This window comes from Marinobacter sp., assembly GCF_035268745.1.
Taxonomy (GTDB): Bacteria; Pseudomonadota; Gammaproteobacteria; order Pseudomonadales; family Oleiphilaceae; genus Marinobacter.
The window spans coordinates 59,561-78,366 of the sequence record NZ_DATFKH010000038.1 but is presented as its reverse complement, the minus strand read 5'-3'; the positions used below and the strand labels follow the sequence as shown (position 1 = coordinate 78,366).

18 protein-coding genes are annotated in these 18,806 nt (G+C 57.2%); 4 read left to right on the top strand and 14 right to left on the bottom strand.

Annotation, left to right across the window (positions count from 1 at the left end; genetic code table 11):
* Positions 1 to 2: 2 nt before the first annotated feature.
* The 9 genes from VJ956_RS02935 to VJ956_RS02895 form a co-directional block, all read right to left on the bottom strand.
* Positions 3 to 356, bottom strand: a complete 354-nt coding sequence (locus VJ956_RS02935; protein WP_324081471.1) for an iron-sulfur cluster assembly accessory protein — start codon at positions 354 to 356, stop codon at positions 3 to 5.
* 13 nt (positions 357 to 369) lie between these two features.
* Positions 370 to 1,623, bottom strand: coding sequence for a cysteine desulfurase (locus VJ956_RS02930; protein ID WP_324081469.1), 1,254 nt, complete (start codon positions 1,621 to 1,623; stop codon positions 370 to 372).
* 6 nt (positions 1,624 to 1,629) lie between these two features.
* On the bottom strand, positions 1,630 to 2,916 hold the full coding sequence (gene sufD / locus VJ956_RS02925; RefSeq protein WP_324081467.1) for a Fe-S cluster assembly protein SufD: 1,287 nt from the start codon (positions 2,914 to 2,916) through the stop codon (positions 1,630 to 1,632).
* Between the two features lie 12 nt (positions 2,917 to 2,928).
* Positions 2,929 to 3,693 carry a Fe-S cluster assembly ATPase SufC gene (sufC, locus tag VJ956_RS02920; RefSeq protein ID WP_324081465.1) on the bottom strand — a complete coding sequence of 255 codons (765 nt, stop codon included), beginning with the start codon at positions 3,691 to 3,693 and terminating at the stop codon, positions 2,929 to 2,931.
* Positions 3,694 to 4,107: 414 nt separating this feature from the next.
* On the bottom strand, positions 4,108 to 5,556 hold the full coding sequence (gene sufB, locus VJ956_RS02915) for a Fe-S cluster assembly protein SufB (RefSeq protein ID WP_324081463.1): 1,449 nt from the start codon (positions 5,554 to 5,556) through the stop codon (positions 4,108 to 4,110).
* A 394-nt stretch (positions 5,557 to 5,950) separates the two neighbouring features.
* Positions 5,951 to 7,162, bottom strand: coding sequence for a beta-ketoacyl-ACP synthase I (fabB, locus tag VJ956_RS02910; RefSeq protein ID WP_324081461.1), 1,212 nt, complete (start codon positions 7,160 to 7,162; stop codon positions 5,951 to 5,953).
* A gap of 10 nt (positions 7,163 to 7,172) precedes the next feature.
* Positions 7,173 to 7,682: a bifunctional 3-hydroxydecanoyl-ACP dehydratase/trans-2-decenoyl-ACP isomerase gene (gene fabA, locus VJ956_RS02905; RefSeq protein ID WP_324081460.1), complete on the bottom strand. Its 510-nt coding sequence runs from the start codon at positions 7,680 to 7,682 to the stop codon at positions 7,173 to 7,175.
* Positions 7,683 to 7,845: 163 nt separating this feature from the next.
* Complete coding sequence (locus VJ956_RS02900) at positions 7,846 to 8,691, bottom strand: ion transporter (RefSeq protein ID WP_324081458.1); 846 nt, start codon at positions 8,689 to 8,691, stop codon at positions 7,846 to 7,848.
* A gap of 83 nt (positions 8,692 to 8,774) precedes the next feature.
* Positions 8,775 to 9,959 (bottom strand): NnrS family protein, encoded by a 1,185-nt coding sequence (locus tag VJ956_RS02895; RefSeq protein ID WP_324081455.1) that lies wholly within the window; start codon positions 9,957 to 9,959, stop codon positions 8,775 to 8,777.
* A gap of 147 nt (positions 9,960 to 10,106) precedes the next feature.
* Here VJ956_RS02895 and VJ956_RS02890 point away from each other — a divergent pair, with 147 nt between their 5' ends.
* Positions 10,107 to 10,478: a SirB2 family protein gene (locus VJ956_RS02890; RefSeq protein ID WP_324081453.1), complete on the top strand. Its 372-nt coding sequence runs from the start codon at positions 10,107 to 10,109 to the stop codon at positions 10,476 to 10,478.
* Here the strand turns inward: VJ956_RS02890 and VJ956_RS02885 are convergent.
* A complete protein-coding gene (locus VJ956_RS02885) occupies positions 10,416 to 11,792 on the bottom strand; it encodes a nitrate/nitrite transporter (RefSeq protein WP_324081451.1) in 1,377 nt (458 codons plus the stop codon). The genes VJ956_RS02890 and VJ956_RS02885 overlap by 63 nt on opposite strands.
* Before the next feature lie 416 nt (positions 11,793 to 12,208).
* Here VJ956_RS02885 and wrbA point away from each other — a divergent pair, with 416 nt between their 5' ends.
* Positions 12,209 to 12,808 (top strand): NAD(P)H:quinone oxidoreductase, encoded by a 600-nt coding sequence (wrbA, locus tag VJ956_RS02880; protein ID WP_324081449.1) that lies wholly within the window; start codon positions 12,209 to 12,211, stop codon positions 12,806 to 12,808.
* A gap of 81 nt (positions 12,809 to 12,889) precedes the next feature.
* Here wrbA and nirJ read toward each other — a convergent pair whose 3' ends face one another.
* Complete coding sequence (gene nirJ, locus VJ956_RS02875) at positions 12,890 to 14,089, bottom strand: heme d1 biosynthesis radical SAM protein NirJ (RefSeq protein WP_324081446.1); 1,200 nt, start codon at positions 14,087 to 14,089, stop codon at positions 12,890 to 12,892.
* A gap of 392 nt (positions 14,090 to 14,481) precedes the next feature.
* Here nirJ and VJ956_RS02870 point away from each other — a divergent pair, with 392 nt between their 5' ends.
* Complete coding sequence (locus VJ956_RS02870) at positions 14,482 to 15,402, top strand: AEC family transporter (protein ID WP_324081444.1); 921 nt, start codon at positions 14,482 to 14,484, stop codon at positions 15,400 to 15,402.
* Between the two features lie 2 nt (positions 15,403 to 15,404).
* Here the strand turns inward: VJ956_RS02870 and VJ956_RS02865 are convergent, their stop codons facing one another.
* From VJ956_RS02865 to VJ956_RS02855, 3 genes are all read right to left on the bottom strand, one after another.
* Complete coding sequence (locus VJ956_RS02865) at positions 15,405 to 15,953, bottom strand: ferritin-like domain-containing protein (RefSeq protein ID WP_324081442.1); 549 nt, start codon at positions 15,951 to 15,953, stop codon at positions 15,405 to 15,407.
* A 112-nt stretch (positions 15,954 to 16,065) separates the two neighbouring features.
* Positions 16,066 to 17,394, bottom strand: coding sequence for an ATP-binding protein (locus tag VJ956_RS02860; protein WP_324081440.1), 1,329 nt, complete (start codon positions 17,392 to 17,394; stop codon positions 16,066 to 16,068).
* Complete coding sequence (locus VJ956_RS02855) at positions 17,381 to 18,046, bottom strand: response regulator transcription factor (RefSeq protein ID WP_324081439.1); 666 nt, start codon at positions 18,044 to 18,046, stop codon at positions 17,381 to 17,383. Before VJ956_RS02855 ends, VJ956_RS02860 begins: the two co-directional genes overlap by 14 nt.
* Before the next feature lie 188 nt (positions 18,047 to 18,234).
* Between VJ956_RS02855 and VJ956_RS02850 the strand changes: the two genes are divergently transcribed.
* A complete protein-coding gene (locus VJ956_RS02850) occupies positions 18,235 to 18,774 on the top strand; it encodes a cupredoxin domain-containing protein (RefSeq protein ID WP_324081437.1) in 540 nt (179 codons plus the stop codon).
* Positions 18,775 to 18,806 lie beyond the last annotated feature (32 nt).

The following is an 18,806-nucleotide window of genomic DNA, read 5'->3' as shown; positions in this document are numbered from 1 at the left end:
CCTCAGGCCACCGTAAAACTCTCACCGCAGCCACACTCGGCAGTGGCATTGGGATTCCGGAACTGGAATACCGAGTTCACCCCTTCGGTCACAAAATCGATCTCGATGCCGTTCACCAGCGGCAGGTGCTCGGCTTTTACGAAGAGATCCACACCGTCGATATGGAACACCTTGTCGTCTGCGCCAATGTCTTCCACCCACTGGGTTTCATACTTGAAGCCGGAGCATCCGCTTTTCCTGATGGCCAGGCGGATACCTTTGGCCTCGGGCTTCTTGTCGAGTTGTTTGCGTACGTGTTTCACCGCGCTGGGCGTCATGGTGACGGCAACGGTTGGTGTATAGACTTCGGCTGTCATGTTTCCACCTCCATCAGGCGAACAGGCGCTGGACCTTTTGCAGCGCCGTAAAGAGTTGCTCCACCTCTGCGATAGTATTGTAAAACGCAAAGGACGCCCTGGCTGTACCGGGAACCCCGTAAAAATCCATCAGCGGCATGGCGCAGTGATGGCCGGTGCGAATGGCGATGCCCTGCTGGTCCAGCAGTGTGCCTATATCACTGGGGTGCAGGCCTTCGATTTTAAAGGACATCACCGGTACTTTGTGTTTCGCGGTGCCGATAACCTGCATGCCCGGTACTGTCTCGACCAGCTCATTCGCCCGGGTCAGCAGGGCTTCTTCCGATGCTTCCATGGCTGCGCGATCAAGGCCGCCAAGGTATTCTATGGCAGCACCAAGACCCACGGCTTCGGCAATGGGCGGGGTGCCGGCTTCGAACTTGTAGGGCAGGACATTCCATGTAGTGCGATCGAAGGTTACCCGCTCGATCATTTCGCCGCCGCCCTGATACGGAGGGATTTCCTCCAGCAGTTGTTTCCTGCCGTAGAGAGCGCCAACGCCAGTGGGGCCAAACAGCTTGTGGGCGGAAAACATGTAGAAGTCGCATCCCAGTGCCTGCACATCCGGCTGGAAATGCGGCACCGCCTGGGCGCCGTCAATCACCGTAATCACGCCCCGGGCTTTTGCCTGCTTGATCAACGAGGCAACCGGGTTGATGGTGCCCAGCACGTTGGATACGTGAGTCAGTGCCAGAACCCTGGTTTTCTCGCCGAGCAGGCTGTTGAACGAATCCAGATCAAGCTCGCCCGCAGGGGTCACCTGAATCGGAATCACCGTCGCGCCCGTGCGCTCGGCAATCATCTGCCAGGGCACGATGTTGGCGTGGTGTTCCATATGGCTGAGCAGGATCTCATCGCCCGGCTTCAGGCGCGCTGCCAGGCCGTTGGCGATCAGGTTGATAGCCTCGGTGGTGCCGCGGGTCCAGATGATCTCTTCAGTGCTGCCGGCATTCAGGAACGCCCGCACGGTCTCCCGTGCACCTTCGAAAGCAGTGGTCGCCCGATCACCCAGGGTATGGGCGCCACGGTGCACGTTGGAATGCATTTCACGGTAATAGCGATCCATGGCATCAAGCACGGTCAGCGGTTTCTGGGCCGACGCTCCGTTATCCAGGTACACCAGCGGCTTGCCGTTGACCTGCTGGCTCAGGATCGGAAAATCCCTGCGCACCGCATTGACATCAAAACCTGCCTTGGGCGCTGTTCTGGCCATGGAAAGATCGTTCATAACCGCTCAGACCTCCTGAAACGCCTGGTTGAAAAAGTCGTTCAGCCGAAGCTGCACGGCACCCTGAACCGCTTCCACCGGAATCTGCTCAACCAGTTCGTTGATAAACGCCATGGTCAGCAGGGTGTTGGCTTCACGGCGGCCGATGCCACGGGAGACCAGATAGAACAACGAGATTTTGTCCAGTTGGCCAATCGTGGCGCCGTGGGCGCACTTGACGTCGTCGGCGTAGATTTCCAGCTCGGGCTTGGTGTCGATTTCTGCGCCGGTGGAAAGCAACAGGTTCTTGTTGTTCATATTGGCGTTGGATTTCTGGGCATCCTGATGAATGTGGATGCGCCCGTTGAAAACGGCATGAGACTCGTCAGCGGCAATGTTGCGATAGGTTTCCTCACTATCGCAGTGGGCTGCCACATGTTCAATGGAAGTATGGTTGTCGTAGTGCTGTTTGCCCTGGGTGACAACCACGCCGTTGAGCTTGCAGCTGGCGCCTTCACCCTCCAGGCTCACCCGCAGGTCATGGCGGCGAAGCGGTCCGCCGAAGCCGACGCAGTGACTTTCAAAGCGCGATGTCGCAGCCTGGCGAACGCCGGTGGCGCCAATGTGCTGGACGCTTTCACCCTCGGCGGTAAGCCGCACCCCGGTGACCTGGGCACCTTCCGCCAGAACGAATTCGGTAACGGTGTTGACCATCACCGGCTCGGTGCCGCTGGAGATATATTCCTCCACCAGTGTCATCTGGCTGTGCCTTGCTGCATCGACGTAAATGCGGGGATAGGCGGAACCGACCGAGGAGGCGTTCACCTCGTGGATAATGAACAGCGGCTGATCAAGCACGGCTTCTTTATCCAGCCGGATGTAAAGGCCATCCTCGAAACGCGCCGAATTCAACCTCGCCATCTGCACAGCGTGGTTGTCCAGGGTGTTGTCCAGGCGCTCGGCAAGTGCTGCGGCTTCGTCGTCGTCAAGATCGCAGAAGCGCTGAATGAGTACGCCCGCAATATCCGGAAAGTCGCTGGCTTCCGGTATCATGATGCCGTTATGGAAGACCACACGGTAGCCCGGCATGGAAAGGCTGGCACCCTGCTGGCCGGAAGCGGGCAGGGAAGCTGCCAACTCATCCGACAGCTTCAGGTGACGGCTGGAATACTTCCAGTTCTCGGTCCGGCGGGTTGGCAATGGCATATCCACAATTGCCGTACCGCGTTGTCTGCGCAATTCGAGCAAGGGCCCGGGCAGGTGGCTGCCGGCCGGCTCAAGAAAGGCGCTGGAAAGCGTTGGTGCTGACTTCATTCGGCGTCCTCCTTAGCTGGCTGTGGCTTCTTCGTCTTTCACGCCAAGCCAGCCGTAGCCGCGTTCTTCCAGCTCCAGAGCCAGCTCGCGACCGCCGGACTTGACGATTCTGCCACCGGCCAGAACGTGAACGTAATCCGGCACTATGTGGTTAAGCAGGCGCTGATAGTGGGTCACCATCAGGATGGCCCGGTCCTCGGCGCGCAGGGCGTTGACGCCGCGGGAGACGACCTGCAGGGCGTCGATGTCCAGCCCGGAGTCGGTTTCGTCCAGAATCGCCAGCTTCGGCTGAAGCAACAGTGCCTGGAGGATCTCGTTGCGCTTCTTTTCACCGCCGGAGAAGCCTTCGTTCACGCCGCGCTTGAGGAATGCCGGGTCAAGGTCGACCTGCCTGGATACTTCCTTCGCATGTTTCATGAATTCAGCCGCGTTCATTTCCGGCTCGCCATGGTGTGTTCGCATGGCATTGACGGCGGTACGCAGGAACTGCAGATTGCTGACCCCGGGAATCTCGACCGGGTACTGGAACGCCAGAAACACACCTTCGCGGGCGCGTTCTTCGGTAGCCAGTTCCAGCAGATTTTCACCGTTCAGGGTAATCTCACCGGCGGTAACCTCGAAGCTCTCGCTGCCTGCCAATACCTGTGACAGGGTGCTTTTACCCGAGCCGTTGGGCCCCATGATGGCATGGACTTCCCCGGCCTTGATTTCCAGGTTGATGCCCTTGAGAATTTCTTCACCCCCAACGGATGCGTGCAGATTCTTGATGCTCAGCATTTGTAGCTTCTCTCTTTTAACCGTCTGAATTCTTGTGCTCGCCCTGGGTCCTGTACTTAACCTTGGGGGAGTCAGCCATCGGGCAGGCCCGTCCGGGATACGCTGCAAGTACATCCATGTAAGCTCGACAAAATCATCCCTGATTTTGACGATCCCGGAAGGCCCTGCCCGATGGCTTCCGTATACTTTTGTGTTTGCCGTCCAACATATAACGGCCCGGTTTCTGCGCTTTCGCTTCTGTCTGTGTTCTTGCCTGATGCCCCTCTAATGCCCGGGGAAGTGAGCAGGTGGGGCTTTCCGGGACCCTCAAAAACATGGATGTTTTTGCGGAGCGTACATGGATGTATTTACAGCGTGTCCCGGGAAGCCCCATCTGCTCGCTGACTGCACCGGATTCAGCGGGGCAAAACCAGATTAACCAACCGACCCCTCAAGGCTGACTTCCAGCAACTTGCCAGCTTCCACCGCAAACTCCATCGGCAGCTCCTTGAACACCTCTTTACAGAAGCCGTTCACAATCATCGAAACCGCCTGTTCAGGGTCGATACCACGCTGGCGGCACAGGAACATCTGCTCGTCGCTGACCTTGGAGGTTGTTGCCTCGTGTTCGACGATGGCCGATTTGTTCTTGCTTTCGATATACGGAAATGTGTGGGCGCCGGAACGGTCACCGATCAGCAGCGAGTCACACTGGGTGTAGTTGCGCGCATCCTCTGCCCCGGGGCCGAATTTCACCAGGCCACGGTAGGCATTCGAGCTTTTTCCGGCGGAAATACCCTTGGAGATGATCGTGCTGGACGTGTTCTTGCCCAGGTGGATCATCTTGGTGCCGGTATCGGCCTGCTGGTAGTTGTTGGTCAGCGCCACCGAGTAGAACTCGCCGACGCTGTTATCACCACGCAGCACACAGCTCGGATACTTCCAGGTAACGGCAGAGCCGGTCTCGACCTGGGTCCAGGAGATCTTCGAATTCCTGCCAATGGCGGCGCCGCGTTTGGTGACGAAGTTGAAGATACCGCCTTTGCCGTTTTCGTCGCCGGGATACCAGTTCTGAACGGTGGAATATTTGATCTGGGCGTCGTCAAGGGCGACCAGTTCCACCACCGCAGCATGAAGCTGATTCTCGTCCCGCATGGGCGCGGTGCAGCCTTCCAGATAGCTTACATAGCTGCTGTCTTCAGCAATGATCAGGGTACGTTCGAACTGCCCGGTGTTGGCCGCGTTGATGCGGAAATAGGTGGACAGCTCCATGGGGCATCGCACGCCCTTGGGCACGTAAACGAAAGTGCCGTCAGAGAAGACCGCAGAGTTCAGGCCAGCGAAGAAGTTGTCGCCAGCGGGAACCACGGAACCGAGATATTTTCTGACCAGTTCCGGGTAATCCTGGATAGCCTCGGAAATGGAGCAGAAGATCACCCCCGCCTTGGCCAACGGCTCCTTGAAGGTGGTTGCTACCGAGACCGAGTCGAAAACTGCGTCGACAGCAACGCCCGCCAGCTTTTCCCGCTCGTGCAGGGGGATGCCCAGCTTTTCATAGGTGCGAAGCAGCTCCGGGTCCACCTCGTCCAGGCTCTGGGGCATGTCCTCCGGGCGTTTGGGCGCGGAGTAATAGGAAATCGAGTTGTAATCGATTTTCGGGTAACCCACGTGCGCCCAGTCCGGCTCTTCCATTTCCTGCCAGCGACGATAGGCCTTCAGGCGCCACTCAAGCATCCATTCCGGCTCTTTTTTTATGCCGGAAAGGCGGGCAATCACGTCTTCGTTCAACCCGGGTTCAAAGGTGTCAGACTCAATCTCGGTCACGAAACCGTGTTCGTATTCCCGTCTGACCAGCTCGTTCACCTCTTTATCGGTGGTCGCCATGATCGTCGCTCCGTATCTCTCATCGAGGGTTCTGGTGGCCCTGTTTTTTTTGCAGGTTCGATTAGGTTACGCCCTGCAACCGCTTTCTGGATGACGGATTCAATCGCAAAAACATAATAAAATGCGATATCCGCTGCATCATTTGGCCCAGTATACAATACCTGAGTAAATTAGTCAGGTATTAAAGTGAGTTTGTACCGAGTATACCCGAATCGGGCACCAGAATACGAAGGGCCAGAGGTCCCGACTGTCCGGCCGGGCTGTGTCGGTTGTTATTCGCAGTTCGGGTGCAGGCGGGAAGCTAACGCAAGACCGGGTCGCCCGGCAGTAATAAAGCGGTTTATGGGCCCCGGCTATGTCGGCCGGGACCGACATGGCCGGGGTGCGCACGAGGTCAGGTCTTCCTGAGCACCAGGGTGCCGTTGGTTCCGCCGAAACCGAAGCTGTTGCTCATTACCAGAGGCAGCTTCACGTTATCCTGGCGTTCCCGGACAATGGGGTAGCCCCTGGCACCTTCATCCAGTTCCTCGATGTTGGCTGACGGTGCGATGAAATCACCGCGCTGCATGATGATGCAGTAGATGGCTTCATGCACACCAGCAGCACCCAGAGCATGGCCACACAGGGGTTTGGTGGAGCTCAGGGGCGGTATCCGGTCACCGAAGGTCTGTTTGAGGGCCTGCAGTTCGGTGACGTCACCCGCCGGTGTACTGGTGCCATGGGTGTTGATGTAGCTGATGTCTTCATCCAGCCCTTTCATGGCCTGCTGCATGCAGCGGACTGCGCCTTCACCACTGGGGGCAACCATGTCGGCACCGTCAGAAGTGGCGCCGAAGCCGACCAGTTCCGCCAGAATGTTTGCCCCGCGCGCTTCCGCGTGCTCAAGGGCTTCCAGCACAACGATGCCGCCGCCGCCAGAGATTACGAAGCCGTCACGGCTGGCGTCGTAGGTGCGGGAGGCCAGTTCGGGGGTGCTGTTGTATTTGGTGGACAAGGCCCCCATGCCGTCAAACATCAGGCTCAGGGTCCAGTGGATATCTTCGCCGCCGCCCGCGAACATGACGTCCTGTCGGCCCAGGGCAATCAGGTCAGCCGCATGGCCGATAGAGTGCGCGCTGGTGGCACAGGCAGAGGTAATGCCGTAGTTCACGCCGGTAATCCCGAAGGCGGTGGACAGGGTCGCATTGATTGAGCTGCCCATGGTGCGCGGGACGCGATAGGGGCCGACCCGGCGAATGCCGCGTTCGCGGTGGGTATCAATCGCGTCCATCAACTCTACGGTCGAGGCGCCGCCGGCACCGGTAATAACACCGGTGGAATGGGCGCGAATCTGCTCATCCGTCAGCCCGGCCTGTTCAATGGCTTCCTGCATGGACAGGTAGCAGTATGCGGACGCCGGGCACATGAAACGCATGAGTTTGCGGTCGATCAGGTTTGGCAGATCCAGATTTATCTGGCCACAGATGTGGCTGCGCAGGCCGTTATCGACAGCTTCCTGGCTCAGACCAATGCCGGACCTCGATTCCTTCAGCGATTGGGTGACTTCTTTCTGATTGGTTCCAAGGCTGGACACAATGCCCATACCGGTAACGACAACACGACGCATTTCATCGCTCCTAAAAATCATCGGTAGAAGTAAACATGCCCACTTTCAGATCCCGGGCGGTGTATATTTCGCGGCCATCCACTTCCATCCGGGCGTCAGCAATAGCCATTGTCAGCTTGCGACGTATCACCCGCTTGATATCAAGATGGTAACGCACCAGTTTGGCGGTGGGCAGCACCTGGCCGGAAAATTTCACTTCCCCGCATCCCAGGGCGCGGCCCTTGCCTTCACCTCCGGTTGCTGCCAGGAAAAAACCCACCAGTTGCCACATGGCATCCAGCCCCAGGCAGCCGGGCATGACCGGGTCATCCACAAAATGCACTTTGAAAAACCACATGTCAGGATGGATGTCGAGTTCTGCCACTATGCTGCCCTTGCCATAGGGGCCGTCACTGTCACTGATGTGAGTGACGCGATCCATCATCAGCATTTCTCTGACCGGCAGCCTCATCTTCCCGGGGAAAAGGGTGCCTTGACCACAGGCTTCAAGGTCGGCCTTATCAAAGTGATCCGGGGTCATATTAAAGTTGTCCCTGTTACATGGTTGTTTCTTTTACTTTAGCGTTAATCACGCAAAAGGCTATTGACCATTGGTTGCAGTCTGCCCCCGGGGCTGCAGGATTTCCAGTCGCGAAGGGCGTTTTTTTACCCACAATGCCGCTCCGGTTCAACCCGACGGGACACTAGGAAGCCGGGGGGCTCCGGCCCCCGGGCTTTTCGGATATCTGTTTCGTCAGTTCTTTCAACTGCTCCTGAACCGTCTGCAACTGCCGGGTGATTTCGTCCCGCTCGGCATGAGCCTGCTGGGCGTCTTTTGCGCTTTTTTCTTCGCTCATGACTTCCAGAATGGCACCGATCATCATGTTCAGGAATACGAAAGCGGTGAGGAAGATGAATGTCAGGTAATAGATCCAGCTCAGCGGGTATGACTCCATGGTAGCGTACATCACATCGGTCCAGTCCTCGAACGTGGCCACCCGGAACAGGGTAAGCATGGCAATCGCAACGTCGCCCCAGAGTTCCTCATCCACATTGGCGAAAAACATGGAACCCATGGCTGCATAGATATAAAAGATGATGAACATCAACAGCGCTATGTAGCCCATGCGGGGAATGGCTTTGAGCAGTGAGTTGATCAGAAATCGCAGTTCCGGCACCACGGACACCAGCCGCAGTACCCGGAAAACCCGCAACAGTCTCCCCAGCAGTACCGCATCAGAATTGTCCAGCGGAATCAGGCTGCCCACCACTACCAGCGTGTCAAACAGGTTCCATCCGTCCATCAGAAAACGCTTTTTGTTGGGGCAGGCGGTAAACCGGAACAGAATCTCGAGCAGGAAGAAAAGCGTGATGCCGGTATCCATCAGACTCAGGGATTTTTCAGCCAGGGGCGGCAACTCATAGGTCTTGGCGCCGATGGTAAGCGCCGAAAGAATGATGATACTGATTACCGCCGTCTGGAATAACGGGCTGGACTCGATGCGTCGCAGTTGCGCAAATCTGCTTGCACTGGCTGGCTGAGGTGACATGAAGAATTGGCTCCAACAAGATCCCGGAGCCTGAATCTTAAAGGGAGCGGGTCCGCTTGGATAGCGACAACTCGCTGTCTGCCTCAGCCAGCTTTCCCATCGGCGCGCGGTGACGCCAGCATCCGGGCGTAGCGGACCAGGAAAACACCGAAAGCAAGCACCCATAACAGGGCACTGATGCCGGTGCCGGCAGACCAGGGTATGGCGTCAAAAGCCGTAATCACCCTTACCAGGGCGGCCAGCTGAATCATGATGAACGCAGTGACCATGCCCCCGGGCAGAACCAGCGGACGACCGGTGTGACCAAGTGTTACCCGGGCAATAACGCCGAGAACCAGACAACCGATCGCCCCCGTACCGGCGGCATGTGCCCAGGCGCTGCCGGGCCAGCCGGCCAGAATCGATCCGGCGAGCAGAAGCAGGGCTACCGGCACCCAGAGAATAGCCAGGTGCAACATCCATAGCAGCGGCTCCGTGCGGAACAACCAGCCCTTCCACCCGCCAAGGCGCACCAGCATCAGCACAGCGGCGGTCGCCGCCAGAATGGCCGTCACCGTCTGCCAGCCGGAAACCAGTGCGGCCATCAGCAACACCATACTGGCAAGCGTGGCCACATCCAGCGCCGGTACCACCTTGATCTGCCCACCATCCAGCCCGCGCTGACGAAGCCAGCCAGAAGAGAAAGCCGGGGTGATTCGGCCGCCAATAATGCTGATCAGCGCCATCGCCATGATCAGTGCGCCGTAGCTGAACGTGGGTTCGAGGCGGACCACAAAACTGATCTGCATCAGCCAGAACAGCGCGAGTACCGCAAGGATCATCAGTTGCTTCTGCTGCCCCGCGCGCCAGATGCGCCGACCGGCATCCAGCATCACCAGGGGCAGAAAGGCAAAATTGACGCCGTGAACCAGCCAGTCCGGCAGGTCGGCCCCGACCGCCAGCAAAACCCGGCCGGCAAGCCAGACGCCCCACAACACAACGAGTTGCAGTCCATGGGTGCGCTCGGTCTGGGTCCAGACGCACACGGCTGTCAGCAGAAAACCGGCAATGGCGGCAGACAGGAAACCGAACAGCATTTCATGCTGGTGCCAGAACAGTCCGGGCAGAGCCAGCGGCAACTGGATGGTACCATTGGCTTGCAAAACCCAGACCGGGACAGCCAGCATGGCCAGTACCGTCAGGGACAGGAAAAATATGCGGAAGGGGTAGCTGAACAACTGACGGATGCTTGCACCGCTTCTGATTCCGGATGCGGGAATAGCCTGCATGAAAATTACTCCACCGACGGTCCTGAAAAAGATATATGATATATAAATGTTAACGGCAGTGACATATCAACAGGCGAAATTTCTGCCTACAATGCCCCTGTTATGCTTTCACTGCGTGGTTCAATCTGATTTCTGAAGGTTTTATCTATGAGCAGCTATCTGGCCCTGAACAGCATTCACACGATGGCCGCCTATCTCACGGTGGTGCTGTTTTCCCTGCGCTTGCTGCTGGATGCCGTGGGCAGGCCGAACTGGCGTGAGACTCCATTGCGCTGGATTCCACACGCCAATGACACGGTTCTGCTGCTCGCTGCCATCAGCCTGCTGTTTGTAACACCCTGGATGCCCTTTGTGCATGGCTGGCTGACAGCGAAGATTTTCCTGCTTGTTGGCTACATTGTGGCTGGCATGTTTGCCATGAAGGAAACACGGAGCTTGCGGGTACGGGTAATTGCCTCAGTTCTGGCGTTGGTACAGATCACCGCGATTTTCCACCTGGCTGTCAACAAGCCCTTTTGAAGGCCTGTTCAGGGGATAGAAAAGATACGGTGATGCCAGCTCCGGCAGGTCGGTCTTGGTCTCCCGGGCGGTCCATTCCGCCCTTTCTGCAGAGCGGATGGCATAATGCATCCAGGCCAGCGCTGTGGCCACAGTCACGAACAGCAGCATGAAACTGCTCTGCCAGATTCCGGTGATGTCATTCAGCACCCCGAAGCTCAGGGGCAAAACAAATCCCCCGAGGCCACCGATCATGCCGACGGCTCCGCCAACAGCGCTCACATGGTTGGGGTAGTACACCGGTATGTGACTGAACACCGCCGCTTTCCCCAGGGACATGAAAAAACCGAGAATGAATACAAGTACCACGAATGAAATCAGGTCGATTTGCAGGAAGAAACGGAGGTCGCCATCAATGCCGTGCACCACGTATTCGGTCGGCGGGTAGCTGAGCAGGAAAGTGCAGACCACAGAAGCAATGAATGTCCAGTACATTACCCTGCGGGCGCCGTAGCGATCTGACATCCAGCCCCCGAGTAGCCAGAACAGGGAGGCCGGAATGGTATAGAACGCGGCAATCATGCCAGCGGTCCGGATATCCAGTTCATAAACACCGATCAGGTAGTGGGGCAGCCACAGTGCGAGCGCGACAAACGCGCCGAATACAAAGAAATAATAGAGCGCAAAACGCCATACCCGCAGTTCTTTCAGCGGCGCCAGCTGTCCGGTCAAGGACCGGTTCTGTTTACCGGCGCGCTCCCTTGCCAGGGGATCGGCTCTGGCCAGAACAATGAACACTACGCCCATAATGGCCAATATCGCGGCATAGACCCGGGCAGTGCCCTGCCAGCCTAGAGCCACGAGCAGGAAAGGGGCGCCAAAGTGAGTGACTGCAGCCCCCACGTTGCCTGAACCAAAGCTCCCCAGTGCCGCGCCCTGATGCTCCCGCCCAAACCAGGCGGCGATATAGGTTATGCCGACAATAAAGGAACCACCGGCGAGACCTACTCCAATGGCCCCCACCAGTAACATCAGGTAGCTGTTGGCAAACGTGAGCAGGTAAACACATGCCGCCGTGGCCAGCATCAGCACGCCGAACACCCAGCGACCACCATAGCGGTCGGTCCAGATGCCGAGGAACAACTGGCTGATGGCGCCGGTCAGGATGGGGGTCGCCATCAGCAGCCCCAACTGGGTGTCCGAGAGCCCGAACTCCTGGCGAATTCTGATACCGATGATGGAAAAAATGGTCCAGACCGCAAAGCATAAGGTGAAGGCAAAGGTTGATAGACCCAGTGCCCGGTACTGTTCAGCTTTGGCAACGCTCGGTCCCACGATAACTGCTCCTGTGCCGGCTGTCCTGGAACCAGGCGGTAATGCATGAGGGCTATAAAGACCATTCTGCAAACGGAAGGTGCCCAGCAAACATGATAAATGTCAAGGACGCCGACGGCCAGTTGGTGTTTGTTTTTCAGGTTTCCGCGAAGTCAGAAAAAATCTGTTAGTAGTTATTTAAAATCAGATGTTTAGAATGTTAGTACCACTGATGGGGTAGAAAATATTGGCGACTGGCGCATTAGGGGTAGCCATTCATTTTCCCCGTTGTGGGCTGCTTCGGAACAGCACAACCAGCTGTATGCCAGCCAGGGCGTAAGCAGCAGACCAGCACAGAGCTGATAGCCACAGTGCCGCCGAATGCGTAAGCGGGACTCACATCAGTTGATATCGAGCGATTTGAAGGAGAAGCGAAAATGGCGAAAGTACTGATACTTTACTATTCAATGTACGGCCATATGGAAACCATGGCCAGAACCGTGGCCGAAGGTGCGAAAGGCGTTTCTGGCGCCAATGTGACGGTCAAGCGGGTTCCGGAAACCATGGCGGATCAGGCCTTTCTTGATGCGGGTGGAAAAGCGCAGCAGGACGCACCGGTGGCAGATCCGAAAGAGCTGGCCGATTATGACGCCGTTATTTTTGGCACGCCCACGCGTTTCGGCAACATGGCGGGCCAGATGCGTACATTCATGGATCAGACTGGCGGTCTCTGGGCCCAGGGTAAACTCCATGGCAAGCTAGCCAGCGTGTTTACATCGACGGGCACCGGTGGCGGCCAGGAGCACACCATCAGTTCCTTCTGGACAACCCTGGCGCACCACGGCATGGTCATTGTGCCACTCGGTTACGGTATTCCCGAGTTCTTTGATATTTCCGAAGTCAGTGGCGGCACGCCCTACGGTGCCTCAACGATCGCCGGTGGTGACGGATCGCGTCAGCCCAGCGAAAAAGAACTGACTATTGCCCGCTACCAGGGCAGGCATGTGGCAGAGTTGGCGGTCAGCCTGTTCGGCTGATAGTGCCAGAGCTGATCAGACTGCGAGCACCCCTGAGGGCATCAGGATGTAGCCTGATGCCCTGCTCGGTGGCTGGCCTCTTCACAACAAGTTGCGAGCCCTGATTTCGGTAACCGGGATGACCATAGGCCGGGGGGTCTCGATGACACCTATTTCCTCATCGGTCAGGTAACAGCCGGGGTCCTCGTCCCAGACATCGCCGGATTTTTTGTAGGCTCTTATCCTTGTATTACCGTTACACATGCTGAGGTATTTACAGCTGGCACAGCGCCCCTTGACCGGTCGCGGATGCTGTCGCAGATCCCACAGCAGGGGGTCAGAAGGGTCAGGCCAGATTCTGGAGAAGGGAGTCTGGCGGACGTTGCCCAGGCTGAAGTCCCACCAGAAGCTATCCGGATGAATCGTGCCCAGGCTGTCGATATTGGCGATATTGACGCCGGCGCAGTTCCCGCCCCGGTTTTGCAGGCGCTGCTCCAGAGCGCCGACCTGATCCGGGTAATGCTGCTTGGCCCACTCGATCAGGAAGGGTCCGTCGGCGTCGTTGTTGCTGGTCACATATTCCCGCTCCACGCCTCGCTGAAGCTCCTGCTGGCAATGGTGAAACATCAGTCTCATGGCTTGCCGCGTCATGTTGTACCAGGCATCATGTTTCCGGTTTCGACTACTATGGCCCGAGTAGTTCAGGTGGGACAGGCAGAATGTGTCGATCTCGTGCTCATCGACCAGAGCCAGCACTGCCGGGAGTTCCAGAAAGTTGTCCCGGGTCAGTGAAAAGTGCAGGCCCACCTTGATGCCTGCCTGCTTGCACAGGTCCACAGCCTCCAGGGATGCTTTGAATGCGCCTTTTTGCTGCCGGAACTCGTCGTGGTTTTTTTCCAGACCGTCGAGGCTGATGCCAACATAGTCGTAACCGACCTCAGCAATCCTGCCGATGTTTTCTTCGGTGATCAGCGTGCCACTGGTGAAAACGCCGACATAGAAACCCATGGTTTTGGCGCGATGGGAAATCTCGAAGATGTCCGGGCGCAGCAGTGGTTCGCCGCCGGACAGAATCAACCGCGGGACGCCAAAAGCCTTGAGGTCCTCCATCACGGTGTAAATCTCAGTGGTGCTCAGTTCGTTCCTGAAATCGTCGTCGGCGGAGGTTGAGTAGCTGTGGTTGCTGGTCAGATTGCAGTGGGAAGTCAGGTTCCAGATCACCACCGGACCGGTCGGTTGCGGGAGCGGGCCCAATGGAGCAGGATTCATCAGGCTCTTGATGTAGCGGGACATTCTGAACATGGTACCTCCTTTCTTATTATTCGTGCAGCCGCAGACCGTAATTTTTCAGGGCGGCGGAGCAACGAAGATACGGAGCCTGAGCTGTGGGGGATCTCATCAGGCTCCCTCCCTGAATTCGCAGGGTTGCCCTAGATTCATCCTCTTTAACCGGGTAAACATTGATATATGTCAGACAACCTTTTTTTGTGCGCTGTCTACTCAAATCTGGGTATCTATGATGGGTCGTCCATTGGTTTGCTGTTATAACCCATAGCGGGGACAAGCATCAGGCAGCCTCTGAAAGCTGGTAACACCTGGCGGAAGTCCAGGCTGAATCTCAATACCAGGCACACCAGATCCACCCTGTGTCAGAATGAGGGGTTTTACTTCCAAGGTCCGGTCCCGGAGAACCCATGTCTGCAGCGCTGGCTCTGTTCATCAAACTCCTGCCGCTATACGTAACGGTTGCCCTGGGCTGGGTGGCCGGCCGCTATCTTGAGGCAAGCGGCAGGCATATTGCCGGCATCATGCTCTACATCGTGACGCCTTCGGTGGTGTTTTCCGGCATAATGGCGGCACCTTTGTCCCCCGCCGTGATCCTGTTGCCAGTACTGACATTCACCCTGAGTTCAGTGCTGGGAGTACTGCACCTGGCCGTCGCCAGGCGCGTGATCCGGGATGAAAGCGCCAACCTGATGCCGCTGGCGGTGGGCACGGGTAATACCGGCTACTTCGGTATTCCTGTTGCCCTTTTGCTGTTTGGTCAGGAGGGTCTGGCGCTCTATATCGTCTGCATGCTGGGCTCGACCCTGTTCGAAAACTCCCTGGGCTTCTATCTGGCGGCCAGGGGTCGATACAGCCTTGGCGATGCTCTGGTGCGGGTGGTGCGTTTACCTTCCGTCTATGCCTTTGTGATAGGTGTGCCCCTGAACCTGTCCGGATTTTCCATTCCCGAAGTGTTTGTGCCGCTGTTTGACAACCTGCGGGGCGCCTACAGCGTTCTGGGGATGATGATTATCGGTATGGGCATTCTGTCGATGCGGGGGCTGGCCGGCAATTTCCGCTTCACTGCGCTGGCGTTTTTCGGGAAGTTTGTGTCGTGGCCGTTGACGGCGCTGGTGTTCTGGTGGCTGGATGCAAACTGGTTCGGGGTGTATGGCCAGGCTGTGCACCAGGCAATATTTCTGATCTCGATTACGCCAATTGCGGCCAATACCGTGGTTATTGCGACGCTGTTGAATGTCTCTCCGCGCCAGGCTGCGGGTACTGCGTTGCTCAGTACCCTGTTTGCGCTGGCGTTTATTCCGGTAATGATTGCTCTGGTGTTCAGCTAACCTCAGGCGTAATCCTGCAGCAGACTGGCCATATCGTCGGCGTGCTCCTCCTCGACCGCGAGAATCTCTTCCAGCATCCGGCGTGTGGTGGGGTCTTTCTCGCCCAGGTACTGGATAATCTCGCGATAGCTGTCAATGGCGATGCGTTCTGCTACCAGGTCTTCCTGAATCATCTCCTTCAGCGTATCGCCCTCAATGTATTCGGAGTGACTGCGGGTGGACAGGCTGTCTGGTGAGAAATTCGGTTTGCCACCCAGTTGGGCAATACGTTCGGCAATCTGGTCGGCGTGCTCCTGTTCCTGCTGGGCATGCTCGAGAAACTCCTGCGCCACCGCTTCGGCATTGAGTCCGTCAGCGGCGTAGTAGTGATGCTTGTAACGCAGCACGCAGACAATTTCGGTTGCCAGTGCCTCGTTGAGAATCCTGATCACGGTTTCGCGGTCGGCCGTGTAGCCACCGGTGACTGCACCATCGCGCATGTTGGCGCGGGCGCGCTCCCGGATGTTCTTGATATCGGACAGAAATGGCTGGTTATCTTCGGTTGCAGTCATTTTTCAGCTCCCTGATGTTCTGGTGGCTAAAGAGTTAACATTTTTAATGGTCACCCTTTTACTTTAACACCCGATCAGAGGCTGTGCACTTTGCGCGGCGGCAACCGGCGTCCTAGATTTCAACGAGTACCTGTAAGCCGCGGCCTGATCCGGTCGAGAAGCTGATCTTGCCGTGATAACGCGCGACGATTTCCCGGACGATAGCGAGGCCCAGCCCATGCCCCGGAATCTGTTCGTCGAGTCTCAATCCCCGCTGCCCCAGACAGGCTATCTCGCTTTTTCTGACGCCGGGTCCGTCGTCAGTGACAGTTATGCGGGTTTTATCATTGTCCTGTTCCAGCGAAAGCTCCACGCAGTGCCGGGACCATTTGCCAGCATTATCGATAAGGTTTCCCAGTATTTCATTGAGATCCTGCTCCTCAATCGGCCAGCGGCTTTCCTCGGGCAGAGTGCTCGACAGTTCAAACGATTTTTCCGGGTACAGCCGACCCAGCATCCACAGCAGGTCCCGCGCCTGCTTAAAAGGGTAAGCGCTTTTGCCGACCTGGGGTCCGGCAAACTGGCTGCGGCGCATTTCTGCTTCCAGTTGCCGGTCGATGTCATCAAGCCGGGCTGCCATCTGGCGCCGGAGTTCCCCGGTAAGCGGGCGGTCACTGTCCGCCAGAATCTGCCTGACCGCCGCAATCGGGGTTTTCACACTGTGGGACAGATTAGCCAGGGCATCTCTTGAGCGGTCCAGGCGCTGGTCCAGAGAATCGAGCAACTGATTGAGCTGAAGCACCAGAGGGTGGAACTCCTCGGGGGCCTGGACATCGATCCGTGAGATTTTGCCATCCTGGAGTCGTTTCAGGGCTGCCTTGAGGGTAACAACGGGGCGTAGCGACAGGTTGATCCCGAACCAGATCACCGCGACCAGGAGCATGATCAGCAGAACGGAGACAACGGCCGTCCAGACGTGGAGTTCTGCCTGGCTGCGGCTCAGGGCGTCCAGGTCCTCGGAGACAATAACGACAATGGGTGTGTCGTTGACCCGGAATGATTTCCGGTAGGCAAGAATCTCGGCAGGCGCGTCGGCAGCTTCGGCATCGCTTATCCGCAGGGTACCCTCGGTCCCGGAGTCGATCAGCGGCCTGAGCAGCGGCGCCCAGGTGTCTGGCGAGATAAGTGTGCGGGAGGGTGAGTGAATGGCAAAAGCGTGATGGAAGACTTCCTGGAAATAGTCGCCGGTCTGCAACAGGTCCAGGTTGCCGTCTGACTCGCGAATCTGGTGTTCCAGAAAGGCGACTTCGTCCTTGAGCCGGGTTTCAACGAAATTCCATGCCATCCGGTCGAGCAGGAAGCCGTGGACCAGCCATGCCACAGCCATCAGGGCGATGCTTGCCGGCAGCAGCAGGGTAAGCAGGGTTCCTTTGACAGACGCCGGCTCTCTAAACCACGTCATTGAACAGATACCCCTGGCCACGCCTGGTGGAAATAGTCTCGGTGCCCACCAGTTTTCTCAGCCGGCGAATGTAGGCTTCAATGACGTTCTCGGTGGGATTTTCATTAAGATTGTAAAGCTGTTCCATAAGCTGTTCTTTCGAGAACACCTGGCCGGGACGACTCATGAGGCAGCGCAACAGCCGGAATTCGGTGCCGGTGAGGCTGTGTTGGGTGCCATCGTCCAGCGTCAGGCTCTGGCGATTCTCATCCAGCTCGACACGACCAGCCTTCACCACGGAATGGTCCCTGCCTTCGCTTCGGCGCACGATGGCGTTGAGGCGGGCGATCAGTTCCTCGGTCTGGAAAGGTTTGGCCAGGTAGTCGTCGGCTCCGGCTTTCAGGCCATTGACCTTATCCTGCCAGTCACCCCTTGCGGTCAGAATCAGCACTGCAAAACTGACACCGTTTGTGCGCCATTTTCTCAGCACGTCCAGGCCATTGCCATCCGGCAGGCCCAGATCCAGAACCACCGCGCGGTAATCTTCCTGCTCAGCCAGGACCAGGGCCTCTTTGGTGGTATGGGTGGTATCAACGCTGAAGCCCGCTTTTTCGAGCTGGCTGCTCAGGCCCTCAGCCAGTAAACGGTCATCTTCGACAAGCAGTAAACGCATGGATCTGTCCTATCGGGCCCTGACAGCTTCGTCAGTGTCGCTGAACACTCTGAACAATAAAAAATTCGTCATTTTCAGAAAGAATTCAGGTTCATGTTTGATGGTGTAGATTGTTTCCGGGGGGTTGCTCGGGCTTCAGGCAGACCACCAGGCGTGTTAACGCTCATTATTTCACAGGAGTAGACGGCATGACTGTATCAAAGTTTCTGATTTTTACCGCGGCAATGACGGTATCTGCATCGGCTTTTGCCGCAGGTGCTCACAGCGACGGGCATGGGCACGGGCACGGCGTCAACATCGGTAAACCCGGCGATGCTTCGAAGGCTGACAGAACCATCAATGTGGAAATGCATGACAACTATTACGAACCGGAGTCCATCGAGGTCAAGCCCGGTGAGACCGTGCGATTTGTGGTGGAGAACAAGGGCAGCCTTGTTCACGAGTTCAACATTGGTACCCCGGATATGCACGAAGCCCATCAGGAGGAAATGCAGATGATGGTCGAGCACGGTGTTATCCAGGGCGGCAAGCTCAACAGGGAGATGATGGCAATGGATATGGGCGATGGCCATTCCATGAAACATGACGATCCCAACAGTGTGCTGCTGGAGCCGGGTGAGGTCCGGGAGGTGGTCTGGAACTTCACTGGTAAAGGCAATGTTGAATTTGCCTGCAATGTGCCGGGGCATTACCAGGCCGGCATGTACGGCGAGGTTAATTTCAGGTGAGTCCGATTTTCCTGTTGTGCAGTCTGGAGTGC